Raw genomic sequence first — 20085 nt, forward strand, 5'->3', positions numbered from 1 at the left:
CGAGCGGCTAGGCCGCTTCCGGCGCGACCGTTTTCGTCATTTGCGGCTGGGTGTGATTGCCCTGCCTCCGCACACTCGCGATGACCGCGACCAAACCGAGCACCGAGGCCGCAGCACCAGCCAGCGCCACGGCGGGGTAACCCAGACCAGCTGCGATCACGCCGCCGCCCACCGCCGCGCCGATCGCATTGCCAAGATTGAAGGCCCCGATATTCATTGCCGAAGCGAGGTTGGGCGCATCGGCAGCAGCGTGCATGACACGAACCTGAAGCGGCGGGACCAGGGCGAAGCTGGCAACGCCCCACAGGAACATCAAGATGGCTGTCGGCGCCTTGAAGGGCATGAGCACCGCGAAGGCTATCAAGATCAATGCGAGCAAGGTCAGCGTAACGATCAGCGTGCGGTCGACCGAGCGATCGGCGAAGCGCCCGCCCAGCCAATTGCCGACCGTCAGCCCGACGCCATAGGTCACCAGCATGGCGGTGACGAAGCCGAGCGAGGCATGCGTTACGTCGCGCAGGATTGGCGTGATGTACGTGAACACCGTGAACATGGCGCTCGCCCCGACGGCGGTAAGCCCGAGCGCGCCGAGAACCGGGCCGCGCGTGAGGACGCGCAGCTCGGCCATCGCATTGCTATCGGACGGTGCCGGCAGTGCGGGAAGCGTAAGCCTGAGCGCCGCCATCGTGACAACGCCCAGCACAGACACGCCCCAGAAGGACGAGCGCCAGCCGAGGTGTTCGCCTGCCCACGTCGCGAGCGGCACCCCGACGACATTTGCGATCGTCAGGCCCATGAACATCGCCGCCACAGCGCCTGCGCGCCGCTCGGCCGGCACGAGGCTGGCTGCCACCACGGAGCCGACCCCGAAAAAGGCCCCATGATTGAACGAGGTCAGGATCTGTGCCGCCAGCAGCATGCCGTAGCTGCCCGAGAGCGCCGCCAACACGTTACCCAGCGTGAAGATGCCGGCCAGCAGGATCAGCAGCGTCCGACGCGGGACGCGCCCCGTCGTCAGCGTCATCAGCGGTGCGCCGATCACGACGCCGAGCGCGTAGGCACTGATGAGCAGTCCGGCGCTCGGGATCGACACGCCGAGATCGTCGGCAATGACGGGCAACAGTCCCATCGGCGCGAACTCGGTGACGCCGATGCCGAACGCACCGACCGCTAGCGCCAGCAAGCCTGGATTGAGTTTCATCGTGTGCGTCCTCAGACCAGTGGCGGGTTGAGGCGGGCAAAGCCCTCCTGCTGATGATAAGGAGTATGGGGGTAGGGCGGCAGTACGGCGCTGGCCGCATCGAGCACCGCGACCTGATTGGGCGACAATGCCCATCCGACAGCACCCAGATTGTCGCGCAACTGCGCTTCGTCACGCGCGCCGATGATGACGGACGCGACGGTTGGACGGCGCAGCAGCCAGTTGATCGCGATCTGCGGCACGCTCTTGCCCGTCTCGGCGGCGACGGCTTCCAGCGCATCGATCACGCGGTAGAGACGTTCGGCCTCGACCGGTGGCGCGAACTGCTCGGTATCGTGCAGCCGGCTGCCCTCGGGAATCGGCCTATCGCGTCCGATCTTGCCCGTCAGCCTGCCCCAGCCGAGCGGGCTCCACACGAGCGCGCCGACACCCTGATCGGCGCCGAGCGGCATCAGGTCGGCCTCATAGGCGCGACCGATCAGCGAATAATAGACCTGGTGCGCGACGAGACGCGGCCAACCGTTGTGGTCGGCAATCCCTTGCGCCTTCATCAGCTGCCAGCCGGGATAGTTGGAGACCCCGGCATACCGGACCTTGCCCGCGGCAATCAGTCCGTCAAGCGTGCCCATCACCTCCTCGGCAGGCGTGGAAGCATCGAGCGCGTGGAGCTGCAACAGGTCGATATGATCGGTCCCGAGCCGGCGCAGCGAGGCCTCTACGGCGCGGATGAGCCGCGCGCGCGACGCGCCCCAGTCCTGCGGCCCGTCGCCCATCGGCAAACCGGTCTTGGTCGAGATCAGTACCGCATCGCGTCGCCCCTTGATCGCCGCGCCGAGCACGGTCTCGGATGCGCCGTTGGAATAGACGTCGGCGGTGTCGAACATCGTGACGCCTGCCTCCAGGCAGATATCGACCAGTCGCCGCGCTTCGGTCTCGTCGCTCTGGCCCCACGCGCCGAACAGGGGCCCCGTGCCCCCAAAGGTGCCAGTGCCGAAGCTCAAGGCCGGCACGCGTAGTCCCGAAGATCCCAATTGCCGATAGTCCATGCGCGCTTCCCTAATTCATGTCTTGGGGCATAGATGGCGGATATTGCTGCACCGGATAAGCCTGTGATGCCGCGAAGGACTTTTGACATGGACGCAAAGGTGAGCATGGGCGCCGATCGTGCACGAGCGCTGGAGATCTTCGCGGCGGTGATGCGCGAGGGTAGTTTCTCCGCTGCCGGACGAATGCTGGGCTTGACGCCGTCCGCCGTCGCGCGGTCGATCGACCGGATCGAGGCGCGGCTGGGCGTGCGCCTGCTGTTGCGATCGACCAGGGCGTTGACGCCGACGGCCGAGGGGCAAGCCTATCTCCAGACCGCGCGGCGCATCCTCGCGGACCTCGACGATGCCGAACGGCAGCTTGCCGACCAGGGGGCCCCCCGCGGCCGGTTGCGGATCAGCGCTGCGCTATCGCACGGGCGACTTTGTATCGTGCCGCTGCTCGGTGAGTTCGCCGCGCTATACCCGCACATTCTGATCGATATCGCGTTGAGTGATGGCATCGTCGATATCGCCGCCGGACAGGCGGACGTCGCGATCCGGTTCGGCGCGCTTGCCGATAGTTTGCTGACCGCGCGCAAGCTTGGCGAAAGCGGCCGCGTGATCGTCGCGGCCCCCGACTATCTGGCACGATACGGTACACCGCTCGCGCCCGAGGACCTCCACGCGCATAATTGTCTGAACTTCAACTTTCGCCGTGCCGAGCCGATCTGGCCGTTCCGCCGGGGCAGCGAGGACATCGTGCTGTCGGTGAGAGGGAATATCGAGGCGAACAATGGCGAGACGCTTGGCCAGCTCGCGGCTGCCGGCGTCGGCGTGGCGCGCGTCGGCGCGTTCAGCGTCGTCGACGACATCGCGGCTGGGCGCCTGGTACCGATCCTCGAAGACTTTAATCCGGGTGACGTCGAACTCATTCACGCGGTCTTCGTCGGCGGCAGCCAAACCCCCGCGAGAGTCCGTGCGTTCGTCGACTTCCTGGCCCAACGCCTCGCCGAATGATCGCTCGTGGGGGAAAGAATAGCCGCCTTGGGATGGCAGGCTGCGGAGCCGAACGCGAGCCATTGCCGTGTACGGCGCAATTATTTGCGTCGCGATCGTTCTGGGTTCGCTCGTCAGGGCGGGCGTCATCACGGACCACATCCTCTGGTAAAGATCGGCGGGTCGTCGCTATCCTGCTTGACCATTCTCCAGGTGCGTCAGCCTCGGCTCATTTCAATTTCCCCGCCCAACTGATCGCATTGACCAGAACGCGGTGATAGTTCGGATCGTCGTATGCCTCCGCTGAGTGGCCTAGCGCGGAGTAGACGACACGGCCTTTTGTCGCAGGGTTGGTCCAGATGACGGGATGCCTACCCATCGCCAGCTTGGCGCCAGGACGGTAACTGGCCTCGTCGATCCGCGCGAGCACGGTCATACCGCGGGCCGCTGGATTGGCGTCGAAGGAATACCATTCGTCGATCGGCGACCACGGCAATTTGACGCCAGCCATGACGGCATGGTCCGGTCGATCGACGATGATCCGTGCGGGTTGAAACTGGTCGCTCCCGCCTGGATGTCCGACGAACTTGGTGCCGATGATCGTGTCGCTATACCAGGCGTCGGTGTGACTATCGTCGCCCGCGGCGTGCAACGCCACGACGCCGCCACCGCGTGCCACGAAGCGGGCGAACGCAGCGCGTTGATCGGGCGTGAGGAAGTCGCCGCTCGCGCTGTTGAGCACGACGACGGAGAAGTGCCGCAACTGTTCGTCGTTGAAGACTGCCGCATTCTCGGTGGCGTAGCTCGCGCGGCCCAAGCTCTTCGCGATATCGGCAAGCACGACGTTCGAGTGCGGGATATGCTCGATGTGGCGCCAACCATTGGTCTTCGAAACGATCAGCACCGCGTTCCGCAAGCCCTTGGGCAGCACGGGGGCGACGCTGTCGTACGTGGCAGCGGGCAGATGCGGATTAGGCGCGGCCTGCGCCAGCGTCAGTAGTGCGACCAGCGCCAACATCTTGTGCATCGTGCAATCTCCTGCCCGGTAGATAGCCCAAATGGCAGGAGCGCGCGAGCAAACACCGGCGATGGTTTTAGCAGGCCGAAATAGCCGCGAGGACCACGATGACCCGAGGGCGCACAGACCGACGTTCAATTGGTATCGATAACGCGCTAGGCTATCGAAATGATCGCCGGTCGGGCGACGGTGGGGGGCGAACGGATATGTGGTTTGATCGAGCAATGGTGGCGCTTTTGGTGGTGTCCGCCCCCGCGACCGCGCAAACATCGAAGGATCGGGCACGGGCTATCGCGGGCGAACCGGCAAAGACCGCGCAGCGGTTGACGCTGACGGACATACCCGTGCCGACCGGCAAGCCGACCGCGTTGTTCGATGGGCGCAGCCTGAAGGGATGGGCGCCCTGGCTCGGCTATGCCGACCCCTCGATCACGTATCGATCGAACCCTGGCACGTCGCCGATCGGTACCAGCCGAGACACCGGCGGCGACTTCGCCGTACGCTCCGTCGATGGCGCTCCCGCGATATGGGTAAAGGGCGAGACGTGGGGCAGCCTCGTCAACAGCGCCGACCTCGGCGACTATCACCTGCGATTGCAGTTCAAATGGGGCGCAAAGACCTGGGCACCGCGCGTGACGCTGCCGCGCAACAACGGGCTGCTCTATCACACCCACGGCACCGCCGGCGAAGTCTTCGGGACATGGCGTCCGTCGGTCGAGTTCGAGATCATGACCGGGTCGACCGGCATGATCGTCGCGGTGGGCGGCAAGCTGCGCGGACGTACCAACGTGACGTTCGATCCGTCGTTGGGCGAGCCCCATCTCCGTTTCCGTGCCGGGGGGCGTGACATCGACATCGTCAACGGCACCCCGACCTGGAACGTCGAAGCAGCGACCGATGCCGAGCGTCCGATCGGTGAGTGGAACACGCTCGACCTGTATGTCGTCGGCGACCGCGCTGTGCATGTCGTCAACGGCGTACCGGTTGCAGAAGTGCACGACTTGGCGACGATCGCGCCAGACGGCACCCGGCGTCCGCTGACGCATGGCCATATCCAGCTACAATCAGAAGGCGCCGAGACGTGGTTCCGCGCGATCACGGTCGAACCCATCACGACACTCCCGAAGATCGTCGTCGCGGGTAAGTAGATGTCGCCGGTTTACCTGGGATGAGAATGCGATCGAGACGTCGCACCGGCGTCTGGCCACCGCGCGCTCACCATATCCGCACGCGATCGGCGGGCGCCAGATACTGTTTCTGGGTTGGGTCGATCTTCCATGCGGCGTACCAGGCGTCGACGTTGCGCAGGGGGTTCACTGCGCGGATCTGGCCCGGTGAATGCGGATCGCTGACGAGCTGCTGGCGAAGTGCCTCGTTGCGGAACAGCGTCCGCCAGACCTGTCCCCAACCCAGGAAGAAACGCTGGTCGCCGGTGAAGCCGCCTATCACCGGCGCGGGCTTACCGCCGAGCGAGGTATGATAGGCGTCGAGCGAGATCAGCACCCCGCCTAGGTCGCCGATATTCTCGCCCATCGAGGCGCGGCCGTTGATGTGGAGACCGGGCAGTCCCTCGAAGCTGTATGCCTCGTACTGGCTTCCGAGCCTTGCCGCCTGCGCCTCGAACTTGGTTGCGTCCTCCGCGGTCCACCAGTCGCGCAGAATGCCGCGACCATCCGACTTTCGACCCTGGTCGTCAAAGCCGTGACTGATTTCATGGCCGATCACGCCACCGATGCCGCCATAGTTCACCGCGTCGTCGGCCTTCGGGTCGAAGAACGGCGGCTGCAGGATCGCCGCGGGAAAGACGATCTCGTTCTTGACCGAGTTGTAGTAGGCATTGACCGTCTGCGGGGTCATGCCCCACTCGGCTTTGTCGACCAGGATTCCGATCCGCCGCCGACGATAATCCCATTCGAAGCGCTGCGCGGCCTCGGCGTTGCCGACGAGGTCGCCTGGCTTAACCTGAAGCGCCGAATAGTCGCGCCACTTGTCCGGGTAGCCGATCTTGACGTTGAACCCCTGCAGCTTCCCGAGCGCCTGCTCCTTCGTGGCCGCGCCCATCCATGTCAGGTTGCGGATGCGCCCTGCCAACGCCACACGCAGATTGCCGACGAGCTGGTCCATCTTGGCCTTGGACGCGGGCGGAAAATAGAGGGCTACATAGTCCCGACCGATTCCCTCGCCGACGCCGTTTTCGGTGAACGCCACCGCGCGCTTCCAGCGCTCGCGCTGCTGTGGTTGACCGTTCAGGAACTTCGAACGAAAATCGAATTGCGCGTCGACGAAGCGTTTCGAAAGAAGTGGCGCGACATCGTCGGTGATGCGGAACGCCTCCCACGCCTTCAGCGTGGCCAGATCGGTCTCGGCGAACACCTTGGCAATGCCGGGGAAGGCGGTGTTCTGCGCCACGATCGCGCGGTCGGCTGCGTCGACGCCGGCGGCCTTGAAGAACGTCGCCCAGGGGAAGCCCGGCGCCTGGCTGGCCAGTTGCGCAGGCGTCGTCGGGTTGTAGGTCTTGTCGCGGTCGCGGCTCTGCGCGCGCGTCCAGTGTACGGTGGCGAGCTTGATCTCCATCGCCACGACGTTCCCCGCCGCAGTCTCGGCGTCCGGCCAGCCGGCGAGGGTCAGCATCTGAGCCACGTACTGGCGATATCGCGCGACCTGCGGGGCGAACTTGGCATCTAGGTAGAGATCACGATCGCCGAGGCCCAATCCGGACTGGCGCAGGTAGAGCGCGTATACGTCTGGCTGCTTGGCGTCGTCGTTGACGCCCGGCGCGAAGAAGCTTGCGCCGAAGCCGCCGAGCGAGCGACCCATGAACCGCGCGATGTCGTCCTTGGACGTGGCGGCTTTCAGCGGCGCTAGTCGCTGGACCAACGGCGCGGCATCCAGCGTCTCCGCAGTCCCGGTGTCCATGAAACCTGCGTAGAGGATTGCCGCCTTCATTCGATCGGGATGGACCGTGTCGGAGGCGCTGTAGCCGCCGATCAGGCTGCGCAACCGTTGTTCGGAGATGTCGCGTAAAACGGCGAAGGCGCCGTACGACGAGCGATCCGGCGGAATCCGTGTTCGGTCCACCCAGGCGCCGTTGACGAAGCGGAACCAGTCGTCACCCGGCTTCACGCTGCGATCCATCCCGGTCATGTCGAAGCCCCAACTGCCGTAGCTGGTCGCGGCCGCGTCGTTCGTTGTCGACGCTGCCGTTGTCGATTGCGGGGTCTGGCCAGTGACCGAACTTGCGATCGCGGCTGCACCGAGCAGGGTAGCGAGCGGTATATGCTTCAATACCAACGATCTTCTCCGTTTAAGGTCACCGCACCTTACCTTTAAGATGCTCTGGCGCCAGCGAAAAAGACGCCGCGGCGTGAGCTCGACGGTCCTTGCGTTCGGGCACCTCAAAGACTGGCGGATGTCAGCGTGTTTTCTCGGCCGTGATCCACTTCAGCATTTCGGCCTCCATCACCGGCAGGGGTACGGAGCCCATGTTCAGCAGGGTTTCATGGAAGCGCCGCTGGTCGAAGCGATTGCCCAATCCCGCTTCCGCCTTCGCCCGCAACTCCCGCATTTTCATCTCGCCGAGCTTGTAGGCGAGCGCCTGGCCCGGCCAGCTGATGTAACGGTCGACCTCGATCTCGACGTCCAGCTTGGCGAGGGCAGTGTGTCCGGCAAGATAGTCGATCGCCTGTTGACGGCTCCATCCCATAGAATGGATACCGGTATCGATGACCAGGCGCGCGGCGCGCCACATCTCGAATGTCTCGCGGCCGAATTCCTCATAGGGTGTGCGGTACATGCCGAGCTTGGTGCCGAGCCATTCCGAATAGAGCCCCCAACCTTCGCCATAGCCCGAGAAGTACGTCTCCCGGCGAAAGGCGGGCCGGTCCGGAGCCTCCAGCGCCATCGCGGCTTGATGGCTGTGGCCAGGAACGCATTCGTGCAGCGTCAGCGCGACGATGTTGTAGAGCGGGCGCGACTTCAGGTCGTATGTGTTCATAAGGCACGCGCTGAGCCCGCCGCGACCCGACGTATAGACCGGCGCGATCGCGTCGGGCACCGGCTGGATGGTGAAGCGGTAGCGGGGCAGGGTGGTGAAGACGTCCTTCAGCCGTCCGTCCATCCGCTTTGCCACATAGGACGAGAAGCCGAGCAGCTCGTCGGGGGTGCGGGCGTAGAATTGCGGGTCGCTGCGCAGGAAGGCGAGGAAATCGGCGAAGCTGCCCTTGAAGCCGGTGGTGGCGATCGTCGCCTTCATGTCGGCGTCGATGCGCGCCACTTCCTTGAGGCCGATCTGGTGGATCGCCTCCGGTGTGAGTTCGAGGGTCGTGTATTCGCGGATCTGGCTTTTGTAGAACGCCTCGCCGTCTGGCAGTGCGGCTGCACTGACCGTCGCGCGGGTTCCGGGCAGGTAGGTGTCGCGGTAGAAGGCTAGAAGCTTCGCATAGGCCGGAGCGGCGGCGGTATCGACAGCAGCTAGTCCTTCGGCGAGCAAAACAGCCTGTTGGCTTGCCGGGATCGAAGCGGGCATCGCCTTGAACGGTTCGGCGAGCGGGTTGTCGGCACCCGGCCTGGTAAACGCGGCGATGGTCGCATCGCGTCCGGCGAGCGACATGCGCGGGGGCGTGAAGCCGCGCTTCAGTCCGGCCCGCATGTTGGCGATGTTCTGGTCGAACCAGCGCGGCACGTCCTTCAGTCGTCCTATGTAGCGGCGATAGTCGTCGGCAGTCTCGAGCGGGGAATAGGGCTTCACCCCGCCCCAAAAGTAGGAGTCGCTGTTGAGCGGCGCCTCGTAGGTGCGGAAGTCGATGTTCGCGACCTCGGCGCGGAGCGACTCCTTGAGGACCGCGGCGTTGAGTTGCTCCTCGGACGAAAGTTGCGTCGCAGGAATGCGCGCGATGCGATCGAGTACAGTGTTCCAGTACGTGCGTCGGCGCGCCCAATCTGCGGGGGCTACGGCGGGGAAATGATCGTCGGGCTTGCTGCGCAGGCCGTCCGCGATCTGAGCGAATTCCTTCTGCCGCCACGCCCATTCGGCTTCGTAGATCGCCTTTAGCTGCGCGTCTGCAGGGGCGGGTTGCGCCAACGCCGTCGCAGGTGCGAGTGCGAGCAACGCCGTCGCTACCATGTATCCGAACCGCATCTCGTCTCCCGTTCCTGCCCGTAACGAGATTCCTACCTGCGCGGGCTGGTAAGGGAAAGGCTGACGACCGTTGCATCGACCAACCGAAGCGCAGGACGAATTGACCTCATAATTACGGGCCCGTAGCGAGCCTTCCCGGATTCGATATATTTATGGAACGAGCACCGGGGCACCTAGAACGGTGCCACCATCGCTTGGTAGTGCCGCAACCCAGCAAGTTGCGGCACTACCCGGTCATGCCGGTTGACCGTTTCCGCCAGTCGAACCGAAGATCTGGCCTGTCGAATAGCTCAGGGACGGATCGGCCGCGGCGACGTACAGCGCTGCGATTTCGGCGGGCTGGCCAGCGCGCGCCATCGGGGAGTCTCCGCCGAAGCTCCGCAGCTTTTCAGGCGTAGCTCCACCGCTGACCTGTAGCGGCGTCCAGAACGGACCCGGCGCGACTGCATTGACGCGGATGCCGCGGCTGGCCAGTTGCTTGGCCATGCTCTTGGTGAAATTCAGTACCGCGGCACGTGTCAGCGCATAGTCGACGATGTCGGGCGATGGATTGCCCGCCTGTTCGGAGGACGTGTTGACGATCACCGCGCCTGAACTCATGCGTTCGAGTGCTGCCTTGGTCAGCCAGAACGGCGCATAGACGTTGGTTTTTATCGTGTCGTCGAAATCCTGACTCGAGATAGCGGCGATACCGGGACGCGTCTGCTGACGTGCTGCATTGTTCACCAGGATATCGAGCCCGCCAAGCTGCTCGCTCGCTTGCTGCACCAGCCGGCGGCAGAAGCGCTCGTCACGCAGGTCGCCGGGAATCGCGACCGCCTTGCGACCCTCGGCCCGGATCAGGGCGACGACTTCGCGAGCGTCGGGCTCCTCGGCGGGCAGATAGTTGATCGCGACATCCGCGCCCTCCCGCGCATACGCGATGGCCGCAGCGCGACCGATACCACTGTCTCCACCGGTTATCAGCGCTTTCTTGCCCGCAAGCTTACCCGAACCCTTGTAGCTTTTCTCGCCATGGTCCGGTCGCGGTGTCATCTTCGACGCAAGTCCCGGCCAAGGTTGGCGCTGTACGGGGTAGGGGGGCTTAGGATAGGTTGCGGCGGCAGGTGTCGTCGCGGCGTTACCACCAGCGCTTTGCGTCGCGGCGTTCGCAGACGTCGCAGCAATGGCGCCAGCGGTAATCGCTGCGCCCGTAACGAATGTACGGCGTGTTGTATCGGTCATTGTCATGGCTCCCGGAGTGATCAAAGCTCCAAGCGCTAAACAATTGCTTCTGTTCCGAAAATCGCTCGCTCGGCCCCCGCGATCTTCGGAAGCTGCTAAAGGACGCTACACCGGCGTCATCGGATTGCCGCTGCGCTGACTGCTCGATGCCACGACGAGGCGCGGTCACCGACCCGGATATCGCCCCGGCGGACATCAACGCGGTCATCGCCTGGCTGGTTCGAGCGGACCTTCAGTGTGGCCAGACGGGTCGTCGAGACAAATGAATGAAACTACAAATCTCCGCGATCAACTCCTGCTGTTCTAGGCAGAACGCTTTGACCTGCGAGTGCCGATTTTGACCAGGATCACGCCTAACCCTGGCTGGTCCAGGACAGCCGGCGCAACCTGGAAAACTCGCTAAGGCCTTGCGCGCGATCATGAATGCCGCAAGGTCTGACAGGAAGTGGCGGTCATCGCTTTCTTCTAACCCCCTCTCCCCGACGGCAAGAGGGGGCAGTAAGTTACGCCGCCATCGTGCAAGTCAGTCGAACGGCGATTTATCGTCAAGCTCAAGGAAACCGCCATGGCCCCATCGTCACGTATCGCCATTATCGGCGCCGGTAATGTCGGGGCTGCAGCGGCCTACGCGTTGATGCTGCGTGGGCTGGTTGCCGAAATCGTCCTGATCGATGCGGATGCCGACCGTGCGGCTGCCGAAGCGACCGACATTGCCGACGCCAACGCGATTGCGCGTCCGACCCGGATCTGGGGTGGCGACTATGCGGATGTGCGCGATGCGACCATTCTCGTCATCACTGCAGGTGCGGCCACGAAGGACGGGGAGCCGCGCACGGCGATTGCCGGCAAGAGCGCGGCGATCGTGCGCGATTGCGTCGGCCAAGCGATGGCGGCGGGTTTCGACGGCATCCTCGTCGTAGCCTCGAACCCAGCCGACGCGATGACGCAGGTCGCTCAGGTCGCCAGCGGCCTGCCGTCGGCGCGAGTGATCGGCACCGGCACGCTGCTCGACAGCAACCGCTTTCGCAAGCGTATCGCCGACCGGCTCGGGATCGCCCCCGGCGCGGTGGAGGCCTTGGTACTGGGCGAACATGGCGATAGCGAGGTCATGGCTTACTCGACGGTCCGGATAGGCGGCATGGCCCTGGACGCCTATCTCGACGGCCGAGGCTTCGACCGCGCTGCGATCGCGCATGATGTGATGCGCGCAGGCTACACGATCGCCGATGGAAAGGGGTACACCTCGTTTGGCGTCGCCACTGCGATCGTCCGTATTTGTGAGGCGATACACCGCGACGAGCGCATAGTGTTACCCGTGTCGACGCTCGTGGAAGGGCAGTACGGGATCGACGATCTGTACCTCAGCCTGCCCTGCCTCATTGGCGCGGGTGGCGTGCTTCGCATCCTGACGCCCGACCTCCACGATGACGAACTTGCCGCGCTGCACGCTTCGGCCGGCGCGCTTCGCGAAACGCTGAAGAACACCGGCTGAGTGGATGGCGATGTTGGAGTTCGTTAAAGCTTGGACTTTCCGATCATCCGCCGGGTTCGGAGATCTTCTCGATGTCCTCGTTCGATAATCCCGAACTTTCGTCCCGCAGGAACTGCAACAACTCGTCGACCTCTGTGGAATCGAACTGGATATCCATGGAATCCATCTGGATACGCACGGCAGTCCGCTCTTCTTCAGGGAATTCGGCGATTAAGTCAGCGCATTCGGACAGCGTCCCCCGTCCCAGGATCCCGGCGTCCTTGGCATCGTTACCGTCGGCATAAATGGTAGCCGGTTCGCTCAGCGGATAAGTCGTCATGGATTTCCCTTTGTTGCCAAAAGCCACAACGTGCGATTGCAGATAGTAGACGCGCGTATTTTTCCAGGGCGTTGAATTTCAGCGATCCGCGATCAGTCGGGCGCAGAACCCGTTTCGGAATTGAAGCGCGGGTTCGCGAAATCGATCGGCGAGGGGTGGACCTCCGCAGGCGCATTGGCGCTCTCCGTCCACGCACGGCAGAGCATGTCGCGAAGCATCGCCGCGCCTGCCGTGGTCTGCGTGTAGATGAGCGCGCGCACGTCCTTGTCCGCAAAATCAGCGAAGCCGTTGCGCTTTTCCAGGGAATAGACGCGCTCCATCTTGTCGCCGGCGTCGTTCAGAAAGGCGAGGACCGCGTCGAACATGTCGCCTTCGCGGTGGCCGGGCGCGCCGATCCGCGGCGCAATGTCGGATGCAGTCAGTTTCATGCCGTCGACGAAGCCGCTTTCGAACCGGCCGTGGATCGATCGATCGGTGGTGTAGCCCTTGGGATTGGGCCCGCGCCAGCCATCGCTGTTGACCGAATCGTGCAGCGGCTGCGCGCCGTCGCCGATATAGTGGCCCAGGCGGATGACGTCGAAGGCGCAATGCTGCTCGGCGAATGCGGGGTTCTTGCCCGTCGCCTGCGCAGCGCGGACATCGCGCATGCAGACGACGATGCGGTCATAGGCTTCGATCGCTGCGTAAGGCAGCGTGCCGGTCCAGCGCACGTTCGTACGCGCCGCGGTCGCCGGATCACTGCGCTTGATCTTCTCGTGCCGTTTGAAGACCGCGATGACGAATTCGTAGCGCGATCGGGGGATCGGTTTCAGGAACGTGAACTGCTCGCGGAACCAGCCATGGTTCGGATCCTCCTCGATCTTCGAGAAGTTTTCCGACGAACCGCGCCACGCGTCCGGCAGCGATGCCGATCCAGCGATATAGTCGACATGACGCCGCAGGAAGACAGGGCCGTCGTCGGGGATCGCCTCGATCGCCGCGCGGTCGACCACCGCATGCGCGGTGCCGCCCCATGCCAGCGCCGAGGATGGCATCCAGGATACGGCAAAAGCGGTGATCGTGGCTAGCAGGGCAGGGCGCATCACAGGCTCCAGACGGGATCAGGGATCGAGGGGATCGCGCGGATCAACGCGCAACGACAGTGGCGAAGGCCGGAACTCGACCTCGGTCGGGGACACTCGCCTCCCGATCTGCCCGGGAGCATAACCCAACTCGGTCAGGTTGCGCTGTACGAATGCGGCGCTGGCGATCGCCTCGCTTTGCCCTGGATTGCAGACGATCAGCGTGTCGCGGTCGAGGGGCGCGCCCAGCGTGGCAAGAAAGCGGGTCGCGTTGCGCAGGTTGGTCGTGGTGTGCCGTGCATAGGGTTCGATGACGATCGCGTCAGCCGGCACGCCGTAGCGTTCGATCAGCGCGGCGCGCATCTGCTCCGCTTCGGTAAACCGGGTGGCGCGGGGATGCGCGCGTCCGCCGGTTACGATGATCAGCGCGATGTCGCCGCGCGCGAAGCGATCCGCGGCGAGGCGGACATGGTATTTGCCGAAGGGGCTTAGCGCAGTGTCGGGGGTCTCGGGGCCGACGCCGGTGACGATCATCGCGCTGTAGCGCCATCGCTTCCAGTCGAGCGACCGCGCGCGCTTCATCGCGGCGGCGTTCAGGCCTCCGGACAGCGGATCGAAGCCGATCGCATCGGTTCGGTCGCTGACGTCGAGCAAGGCCAGTGCGAAGTCCATGCTTGGGTCGAGCGCCTGCACGGACTGCGCGCGAGGCGTGCGGGACAGCCAGTCGGCCGCTTGCAATCGTGCGCGTGTCTCCAGCGGATCGATCGGTCCCGGGCCGTCGATCTGCGGGTACCGCGGCACCTGACTGAGACCGAAGGTGCGGAGGATGACGTTGATCCCCTCGATCTCGCGCCTGGCCTGCGCCGCAGCGCCGTCGTCGGCGGTCGAGATGCCCTGCGGCGTTGCCTCGGCGAGGATAGATGTCTCGGACGGTGTCCAGACCAGCGCCTGCGCGATGCAGGTCACATCCTCGGCGCAGGCGGTCCGCCGCCCGGCGCGCGCTGCCAGCATGGTAGCGACGCCCGGTTTCGCTTTCACTCGGTCGAGGGCTGCCGGATCTCCCCCGATCGTATCGAACAGCGGGAACAGGCGGCGCGACAACGCAGCGATGACGCGGTCGCCGACCGGCTTGGCCATTGCCTGCGCGACGACCGGCTCGGCGCTGGCAGGCATGCTCGCAAAGCCGACGGTCGCCGCGGCAAGGGCCAAGCGATATTTCACCAGGATTTGCCCACCACCAGACGGACGTTGCGACCGAAGATCGGACGGCCGTAGATCGCTTCGGAACTGCCCTGGCCGCTCAGCTGGTCGGTACGCGTATTGCCTTCGGTCAGGCCGTGCGCGTTGAACAGATTGTCGCCGACGACCTGCACCTGCCACGTGCCATGCCGCAGCGTCACGCCGGCGCCGGTCGTGCCGTACGCCGGTAGCGCAGTGTTGTTGTAGAGGTCGACGAAGCGCTTCCCCATATACGTGTAGCGACCATAGACCGAGACGGCATTGTCGCCGATATCGAAGTCAAAGCTCGGGCGGATGTTACCGTAGACCTTGGGCTGGCGAACGATCTGCTTGCCCTCGGCCTGGACCGGATCGGCACCGGTCGAGCTCTGGAAGTTCTTGTATTTGGGATCGCTGATCGTCAGCGCGCCGTTGAGCGAGAACCAGGAGGTCAACGCCAGCGACCCGTCGAACTCGATACCCTTGACCTGCGCTTCGCCGATAAACGGGATGTTGACGTCGTTGCGCCCCGTGCTCGGGTCGAACGCCAGGAACGAGGCATTGAGCGGGTCGAAATTGGTATAGAAGCCCGTGACGTACAGGTACGAACGGCCTGCTGCTAGCTTCAGCCCGGCCTCGTACTGATCCGCGATCGTGGTCAGGATGGTCGGGTTGATGCTCATCACCGTCTGCACACTTGGTGGCGTCTCGAGATGCGAGGCACGACCGTAGATGCCGATATGCCGGTTGAAGTCGTAGTTGGCCCCCGCGGTCCAGTTGGTGACGTGCGGCTTGCCCGTCTGGTTGATGGTGTTGCCGGTGAAGGCGCGCGTGGTGTCGTCGGCCAGCGTCCTCGGGTCGCCGAGATTGGCTTGGCCCGTCAGCAAGGCAAAGCCCTTGTAACTGTAGCGCTCGTGGCGGATGCCCGCGTCGAACCGAAGGCCCGGCAGGATTTCCCACGTGTCGTTGGCGAACACCGCGATCATCTTCGCATCGGAATTGCCGCCGGTCAGCGTCGCGGCATAGTTCAGCACGCCGTTGTCGGTGACACTACCGATCCGCGTTCCGGCGGCGTTATACGCGATCAAATCGAGCGTCCGGGGCTTGCCCGCAACCTCGATCAGGTAATTCTGGTAGATCGTCCGGCTGTCTTCGCCGTAGAGGCTGCCATAGACGCCGAGCTTCAGATCGTGGCTGCCGAAGCCCGTCTCGAACTTCTTGGCGACCGACAGATTGACCTGGTTCGAATAGAATTTCGACTGGACGTCGCGGTACTGGCCCTGCACGACTAGGCCGGAAGCGGCGTAGGGGTCGTAGACGGTGTTGGTGCCGGCGAGCACATAGCCGAACGACGCGACCGGACCGAACGCGGTAGTCGCGCGGGCGCGATAGCCACTCGCAAAGGCGTTCGGATCGACCGGGTTGGTGGTCGAATAGAAAGCGTTGAAATCGAGCTTGCCCATCGTGAAGCCGGCCTTGGCGGAGACCAGCCAGCCGTCGAAATCGGCATCATATTGCGTGCCGATGTTGATCATCCGCATGTGGCGACCGTCGGCAAGGTCGCTCGCCTGGTTCTGGACTACGCCTGCTCCGTCGCGGTAGCGCAGGTTGACGTTGCGCAGCGCCGGCGAGTTCATCGTGCCCGAGAAATAATCGATGTAGCGATCGAGCGAGACGGCCGGATTGCGCGGGTCTGCTGTCGGGATCGGCAAATAGAACACGTTGTGATCGTTGACGTAGTTGACGCTGAGCCGGAGCGAGCCGTTGTCGAGGTCATGCTTGACGTTGGCGCGGAACTGCCCGCCCTTGTCGTTGGGGAAGCCGTTGTCGCGGTAACCGTCGTGATAGCGCACGAAGCCACCGACTGCGTAATAGGTCTTCCCGCCGAGGGGACCGGACTGGACGATGTCTGCGCGATAAAGGCCGGTGTCGCCGATCGTCACCTGCGCCTTGCCGCGCACGTCGTCACGTCCCGTAACCTCGATCGCGTTGATGATCGCGCCCGAATAGCTGGCATAGACGGGGGCGGGGCCGCCGCGGACGACTTCGACCCGCTCGGTCATAAGGTCGGGCTTCAGGATCGCGTCGCCGCGGAAGAACACGCCGTCATTCTCATGGAACAGCGGCAGGCCATCCTGCTGGAAACTGACGAAGCCTCCGTCGTTCGGCAGGCCGCGGATACGGTAGATGTTCTGGACTTCGCCGCCGGTGATCTCGGTCTGGAAGCCGGGGAGCTGGCCGATCAGGTCGGCGAAGTTGACCGGGGCGATCTTCTCGATGTCGGCCTGCGACACGACGTTGATCGCATAGGACGCGTCGAAGCGGCGCTGCGCGCGCGTCGAACCCGTGACGATGATGTCGCCTTTGGCGTCGTCGGGACCCGCGGCCGAACCATTGGCCTCCCTCGGATCGACTTCGGATGACGCGACAGGATCGGCGGTCTGAGCATACGCAGGCGCAGCGATTGCCGCGCTCATTGCGACGAGAGCAGCACCGCTTGCGAGAATGGATTTGAACATGGACCCCCCACAGGACTCTAACTTGGCAGAATGGCAATCCGGCTCCGTTGGAGGGCAAATGTGACAGCTTGAATTACAAAACCAAAAAAATACCAATTCTTTTGTGTTCTCGCATCGACGTGCGGTTGGGCAAACTTGCTGTCACGTGGTCTGTTCATCGGCTCCTATCCGCTAGCTATCCCCCCGCTACTAACGTGTGCTACGCGGCATCTCGCACGACCGTGGTCGTGTAATTGCTGTCACTAGATGCGGCGGCGAACCGGCAGCCCGCTGCACGTCAGCCGTGACACGAACTTCCACATAGACGGCTACTAAATCGCAATCTTACAACTGCTTAGCGGGGCGCGCCTGTCGGACTGACGCGTGACTACCCTGCGATTCCGTCTATCGGGTCCCGGACGCGGCTTTAGCCGGTGCCGCAAAGTAGCGATCCAGGAACTGTTGGTGCGTCGGCATGCCCGCGACAGTGTTCGTGATCGTGCTGCGGATGTTGGTCAACACGCTGGCCAGCTGCGGGCCACTCATGATGCTGCCGAGGCGGTGGTGATCGCGTGGCATGAGACGCTGGCCGAGCATCACCTGCACCCAGCTGGCAACACGGAACAAGTCCTCGCCGCCCTGATACGCCTGCGCGCCTTCGACGAACAACGCGATACGCTCGACCAGGGTGTCGGGGATGGGCATGTCTCGGCGCGCCGCCCAGAACGGCTCGGGACGTTCGTTGAGGTGATAATGAAGGATGATGAAGTCGCGCACCCGCTCCAGTTCCGCCTGCGCCTGATCGTTGAACCGGCTGACCACTGACGGCGCGATGCCGCCGAACGGAAAGGTCTGCATCAGCCGCGTGACGCCGGTCATGACGAGATGGATGCTGGTTGATTCGAGCGGCTCCACGAACCCGCTGGCGAGGCTGAGCGCGACGCAATTGCCCATCCACACCTGCCGCCGGCGACCGGTGCGAAAGCGGATCAACCTTGGCTCGGTGAGCGGCTCGCCGCCGATCGACCCGAGCAGTCGGGAATGCGCCTCGTCGTCGGATAGATGCTCGTTGGCATAAACCAGCCCGTTGCCGACGCGGTGCTGCAGCGGAATGCGCCAGCGCCATCCCGCGTCATGCGCGATCGCGCGCGTATACGGATGCGCCGGACCGGTCGAAGCAGTCTGCACGGCCAAGGCGCTGTTGGTCGGCAGCCACTGCGACCAGTCCTCATAACCGGCGGCATAGGTGCCCTCGATCAACAGTCCGCGAAAACCGGTGCAATCGATGAACAGGTCGCCTTCGACGCACTCGCCGGAGTCGAGGACGAGGGAGCGGATGAAGCCGGTTTCGCCGTCGCGGTCGACGCTGGCGATCCGTCCCTCGATCCGTTTAAGCCCGTTCGCCTCGCTGCGCGCGCGCAGGAACCGGGCGTAAAGGCCGGCATCGAGGTGATAGGCATAGTTGATCGTGCCCTCGGAAGGGATCGCGAACCGCTCTTCCTTGGCCGCCTGAAGCTCCAGGCAATAGTCGCCGATCTCGCTCGTATCGCCGGCGGCTTTGGCGGCGAGCCAGAAATGGTGGAAGTCGCCCATCCAGGTCGACTTGCCGATGTCGCCGAACGAATGGATGTAGCGATCGCCGTCGCGTGCCCAGTTTTCGAACGAAATGCCCAGCTTGAACGTCGCTTGCGTCGCGCGCATGAACTCGCGCTCGTCCAGTCCCAGGATCGCGTGGAAGGACCGCATCGTTGGGATCGTCGCTTCGCCGACGCCGATAGTGCCGATCTCCTCGGACTCGACCAGCGTGATGTCGAGCAGTTGTCCCAATTGCCGCGACAGGGCGGCGGCGGTGAGCCAGCCTGCGGTGCCACCGCCGGCGATAACCACTTTCTTGACGCGCTGCTCGACCATGATCGGTTCCTATCGGTTGATGCGCTGGAGGATTTTGGCGCGCAACCGGCGCGCCGACATCGCGTCCAATGGCGCGAGTTCGCCACGTGCGTGCTCGGGCAGGTGCGCACCAGCCTGCTCCGCTGGGCCGAAGATGTAATAGTCGAACATCGCGCGCCACGCCTGCTTCTCGTGCTCGGGCCGGTCACGCAGCGACAAAACGCCGTGGAGCAGCGTGTTCATCGGTGTATCCACGAACCGCGGCACCGCGTTCCACCAATAGTTGATCATCACGTTGAAGGCGTCCAGCGCCTCGACATTGTGCCACCACAGGGCAGGGTAGAGCAGCACGTCACCGGGTTCGAGCTCGGCAACCTCTGCGTGCGCCAAGGCCTCGGCATAGCGCGGGTAACGGTCGAGATCGGGTGCGCCGAGGTTGACCATGCTCACCACTTGCCCGCCAGGCGTTGGCTCCAGCGGCCCGGGGTAGAGATTGGCGACCTGTTCGGGCGGGAAAAGCGTGAAGCGCCGCCGGCCGACCATGCAGCACGCCAAGTTGTTCGACATGTCGTAATGCGTCGAGGCGACGGTGCGATTGCCGATCCAGATACTGACCAGCGGCGGGTTCTCTACGAGTTGCGCATCGCCGAACGGCAACGCCGCCTGCGCACGAAGGCCAGGCAGATACAGATCGATGTCGGTCGAGCCGATATAGATGGCGGGCGCATCCGAATCGTCGAGGCTGGCGAGTAGCTGATCGAGATAGCCGGAAAGCGAACCGCTCTCCCGCTTGAAGTTTAGCCCAGTGCAATCGTCCGAATAGCCGAAGCGGCCACTGATCGTCGGATCGCCCAGATACGCCGTGACCGGACGACCGCCATCGAACTGCTTGAGCCACGTCATTGCCGACTCCGCGCCTTCCAGCCCGGCAGCGACCAGCGGCAGGTCGCGCGCGATCCCGCGTAGAATCACCGGGCGGCCGTCGGCGATCAGATCCGCCACGGGC

15 protein-coding genes are annotated in these 20085 nt (G+C 64.1%); 3 read left to right on the plus strand and 12 right to left on the minus strand.

Annotated features, from left to right (window positions below):
* Window positions 1-7: 7 nt before the first annotated feature.
* Together QFZ54_RS04410 and QFZ54_RS04415 are read right to left on the minus strand one after the other, a co-directional pair.
* Window positions 8-1201 (minus strand): MFS transporter, encoded by a 1194-nt coding sequence (locus QFZ54_RS04410; RefSeq protein WP_307084769.1) that lies wholly within the window; start codon window positions 1199-1201, stop codon window positions 8-10.
* Window positions 1202-1212: 11 nt separating this feature from the next.
* The gene (locus QFZ54_RS04415; RefSeq protein WP_307084771.1) at window positions 1213-2247 is read right to left on the minus strand and encodes an aldo/keto reductase; all 1035 of its coding nucleotides are present in this window, start codon (window positions 2245-2247) and stop codon (window positions 1213-1215) included.
* A gap of 87 nt (window positions 2248-2334) precedes the next feature.
* Between QFZ54_RS04415 and QFZ54_RS04420 the strand changes: the two genes are divergently transcribed.
* The gene (locus QFZ54_RS04420; protein WP_307084773.1) at window positions 2335-3243 is read left to right on the plus strand and encodes a LysR family transcriptional regulator; all 909 of its coding nucleotides are present in this window, start codon (window positions 2335-2337) and stop codon (window positions 3241-3243) included.
* Between the two features lie 208 nt (window positions 3244-3451).
* Here the strand turns inward: QFZ54_RS04420 and QFZ54_RS04425 are convergent, their stop codons facing one another.
* Window positions 3452-4249 carry a ThuA domain-containing protein gene (locus tag QFZ54_RS04425; RefSeq protein ID WP_307084775.1) on the minus strand — a complete coding sequence of 266 codons (798 nt, stop codon included), beginning with the start codon at window positions 4247-4249 and terminating at the stop codon, window positions 3452-3454.
* Between the two features lie 215 nt (window positions 4250-4464).
* Here QFZ54_RS04425 and QFZ54_RS04430 point away from each other — a divergent pair, with 215 nt between their 5' ends.
* Entirely contained in the window at window positions 4465-5388 is a 924-nt protein-coding gene (locus QFZ54_RS04430; RefSeq protein ID WP_307084778.1) for a 3-keto-disaccharide hydrolase, read from the plus strand.
* Between the two features lie 67 nt (window positions 5389-5455).
* On the opposite strand, the gene QFZ54_RS04435 is transcribed toward QFZ54_RS04430, so the two are convergent.
* The 3 genes from QFZ54_RS04435 to QFZ54_RS04445 all read right to left on the minus strand — a co-directional run bounded on the left by QFZ54_RS04435 (window position 5456) and on the right by QFZ54_RS04445 (window position 10601).
* Complete coding sequence (locus QFZ54_RS04435; RefSeq protein WP_307084781.1) at window positions 5456-7531, minus strand: M13 family metallopeptidase; 2076 nt, start codon at window positions 7529-7531, stop codon at window positions 5456-5458.
* Between the two features lie 121 nt (window positions 7532-7652).
* On the minus strand, window positions 7653-9377 hold the full coding sequence (locus QFZ54_RS04440) for a DUF885 domain-containing protein (protein ID WP_307084783.1): 1725 nt from the start codon (window positions 9375-9377) through the stop codon (window positions 7653-7655).
* A gap of 234 nt (window positions 9378-9611) precedes the next feature.
* Window positions 9612-10601, minus strand: coding sequence for an SDR family oxidoreductase (locus QFZ54_RS04445; RefSeq protein WP_373458440.1), 990 nt, complete (start codon window positions 10599-10601; stop codon window positions 9612-9614).
* A 565-nt stretch (window positions 10602-11166) separates the two neighbouring features.
* Between QFZ54_RS04445 and QFZ54_RS04450 the strand changes: the two genes are divergently transcribed.
* Window positions 11167-12093: an L-lactate dehydrogenase gene (locus tag QFZ54_RS04450; RefSeq protein WP_307084788.1), complete on the plus strand. Its 927-nt coding sequence runs from the start codon at window positions 11167-11169 to the stop codon at window positions 12091-12093.
* A gap of 43 nt (window positions 12094-12136) precedes the next feature.
* Here QFZ54_RS04450 and QFZ54_RS04455 read toward each other — a convergent pair whose 3' ends face one another.
* From QFZ54_RS04455 to QFZ54_RS04480, 6 genes are all read right to left on the minus strand, one after another.
* On the minus strand, window positions 12137-12412 hold the full coding sequence (locus QFZ54_RS04455; protein ID WP_307084790.1) for a hypothetical protein: 276 nt from the start codon (window positions 12410-12412) through the stop codon (window positions 12137-12139).
* 92 nt (window positions 12413-12504) lie between these two features.
* Complete coding sequence (locus QFZ54_RS04460; protein WP_307084793.1) at window positions 12505-13494, minus strand: nuclease; 990 nt, start codon at window positions 13492-13494, stop codon at window positions 12505-12507.
* Window positions 13495-13512: 18 nt separating this feature from the next.
* Window positions 13513-14694 (minus strand): YdcF family protein, encoded by a 1182-nt coding sequence (locus QFZ54_RS04465; RefSeq protein WP_373458441.1) that lies wholly within the window; start codon window positions 14692-14694, stop codon window positions 13513-13515.
* Window positions 14691-17210, minus strand: a complete 2520-nt coding sequence (locus tag QFZ54_RS04470; RefSeq protein WP_307084795.1) for a TonB-dependent receptor — start codon at window positions 17208-17210, stop codon at window positions 14691-14693. The genes QFZ54_RS04465 and QFZ54_RS04470 overlap by 4 nt, the downstream gene beginning before the upstream one ends.
* Before the next feature lie 384 nt (window positions 17211-17594).
* Window positions 17595-19100 (minus strand): tryptophan halogenase family protein, encoded by a 1506-nt coding sequence (locus QFZ54_RS04475; RefSeq protein ID WP_307084797.1) that lies wholly within the window; start codon window positions 19098-19100, stop codon window positions 17595-17597.
* A 9-nt stretch (window positions 19101-19109) separates the two neighbouring features.
* Window positions 19110-20081: a cupin-like domain-containing protein gene (locus tag QFZ54_RS04480; protein ID WP_307084800.1), complete on the minus strand. Its 972-nt coding sequence runs from the start codon at window positions 20079-20081 to the stop codon at window positions 19110-19112.
* Window positions 20082-20085 lie beyond the last annotated feature (4 nt).

This window comes from Sphingomonas faeni (assembly GCF_030817315.1).
Classification (GTDB): domain Bacteria; phylum Pseudomonadota; class Alphaproteobacteria; order Sphingomonadales; family Sphingomonadaceae; genus Sphingomonas; species Sphingomonas faeni_C.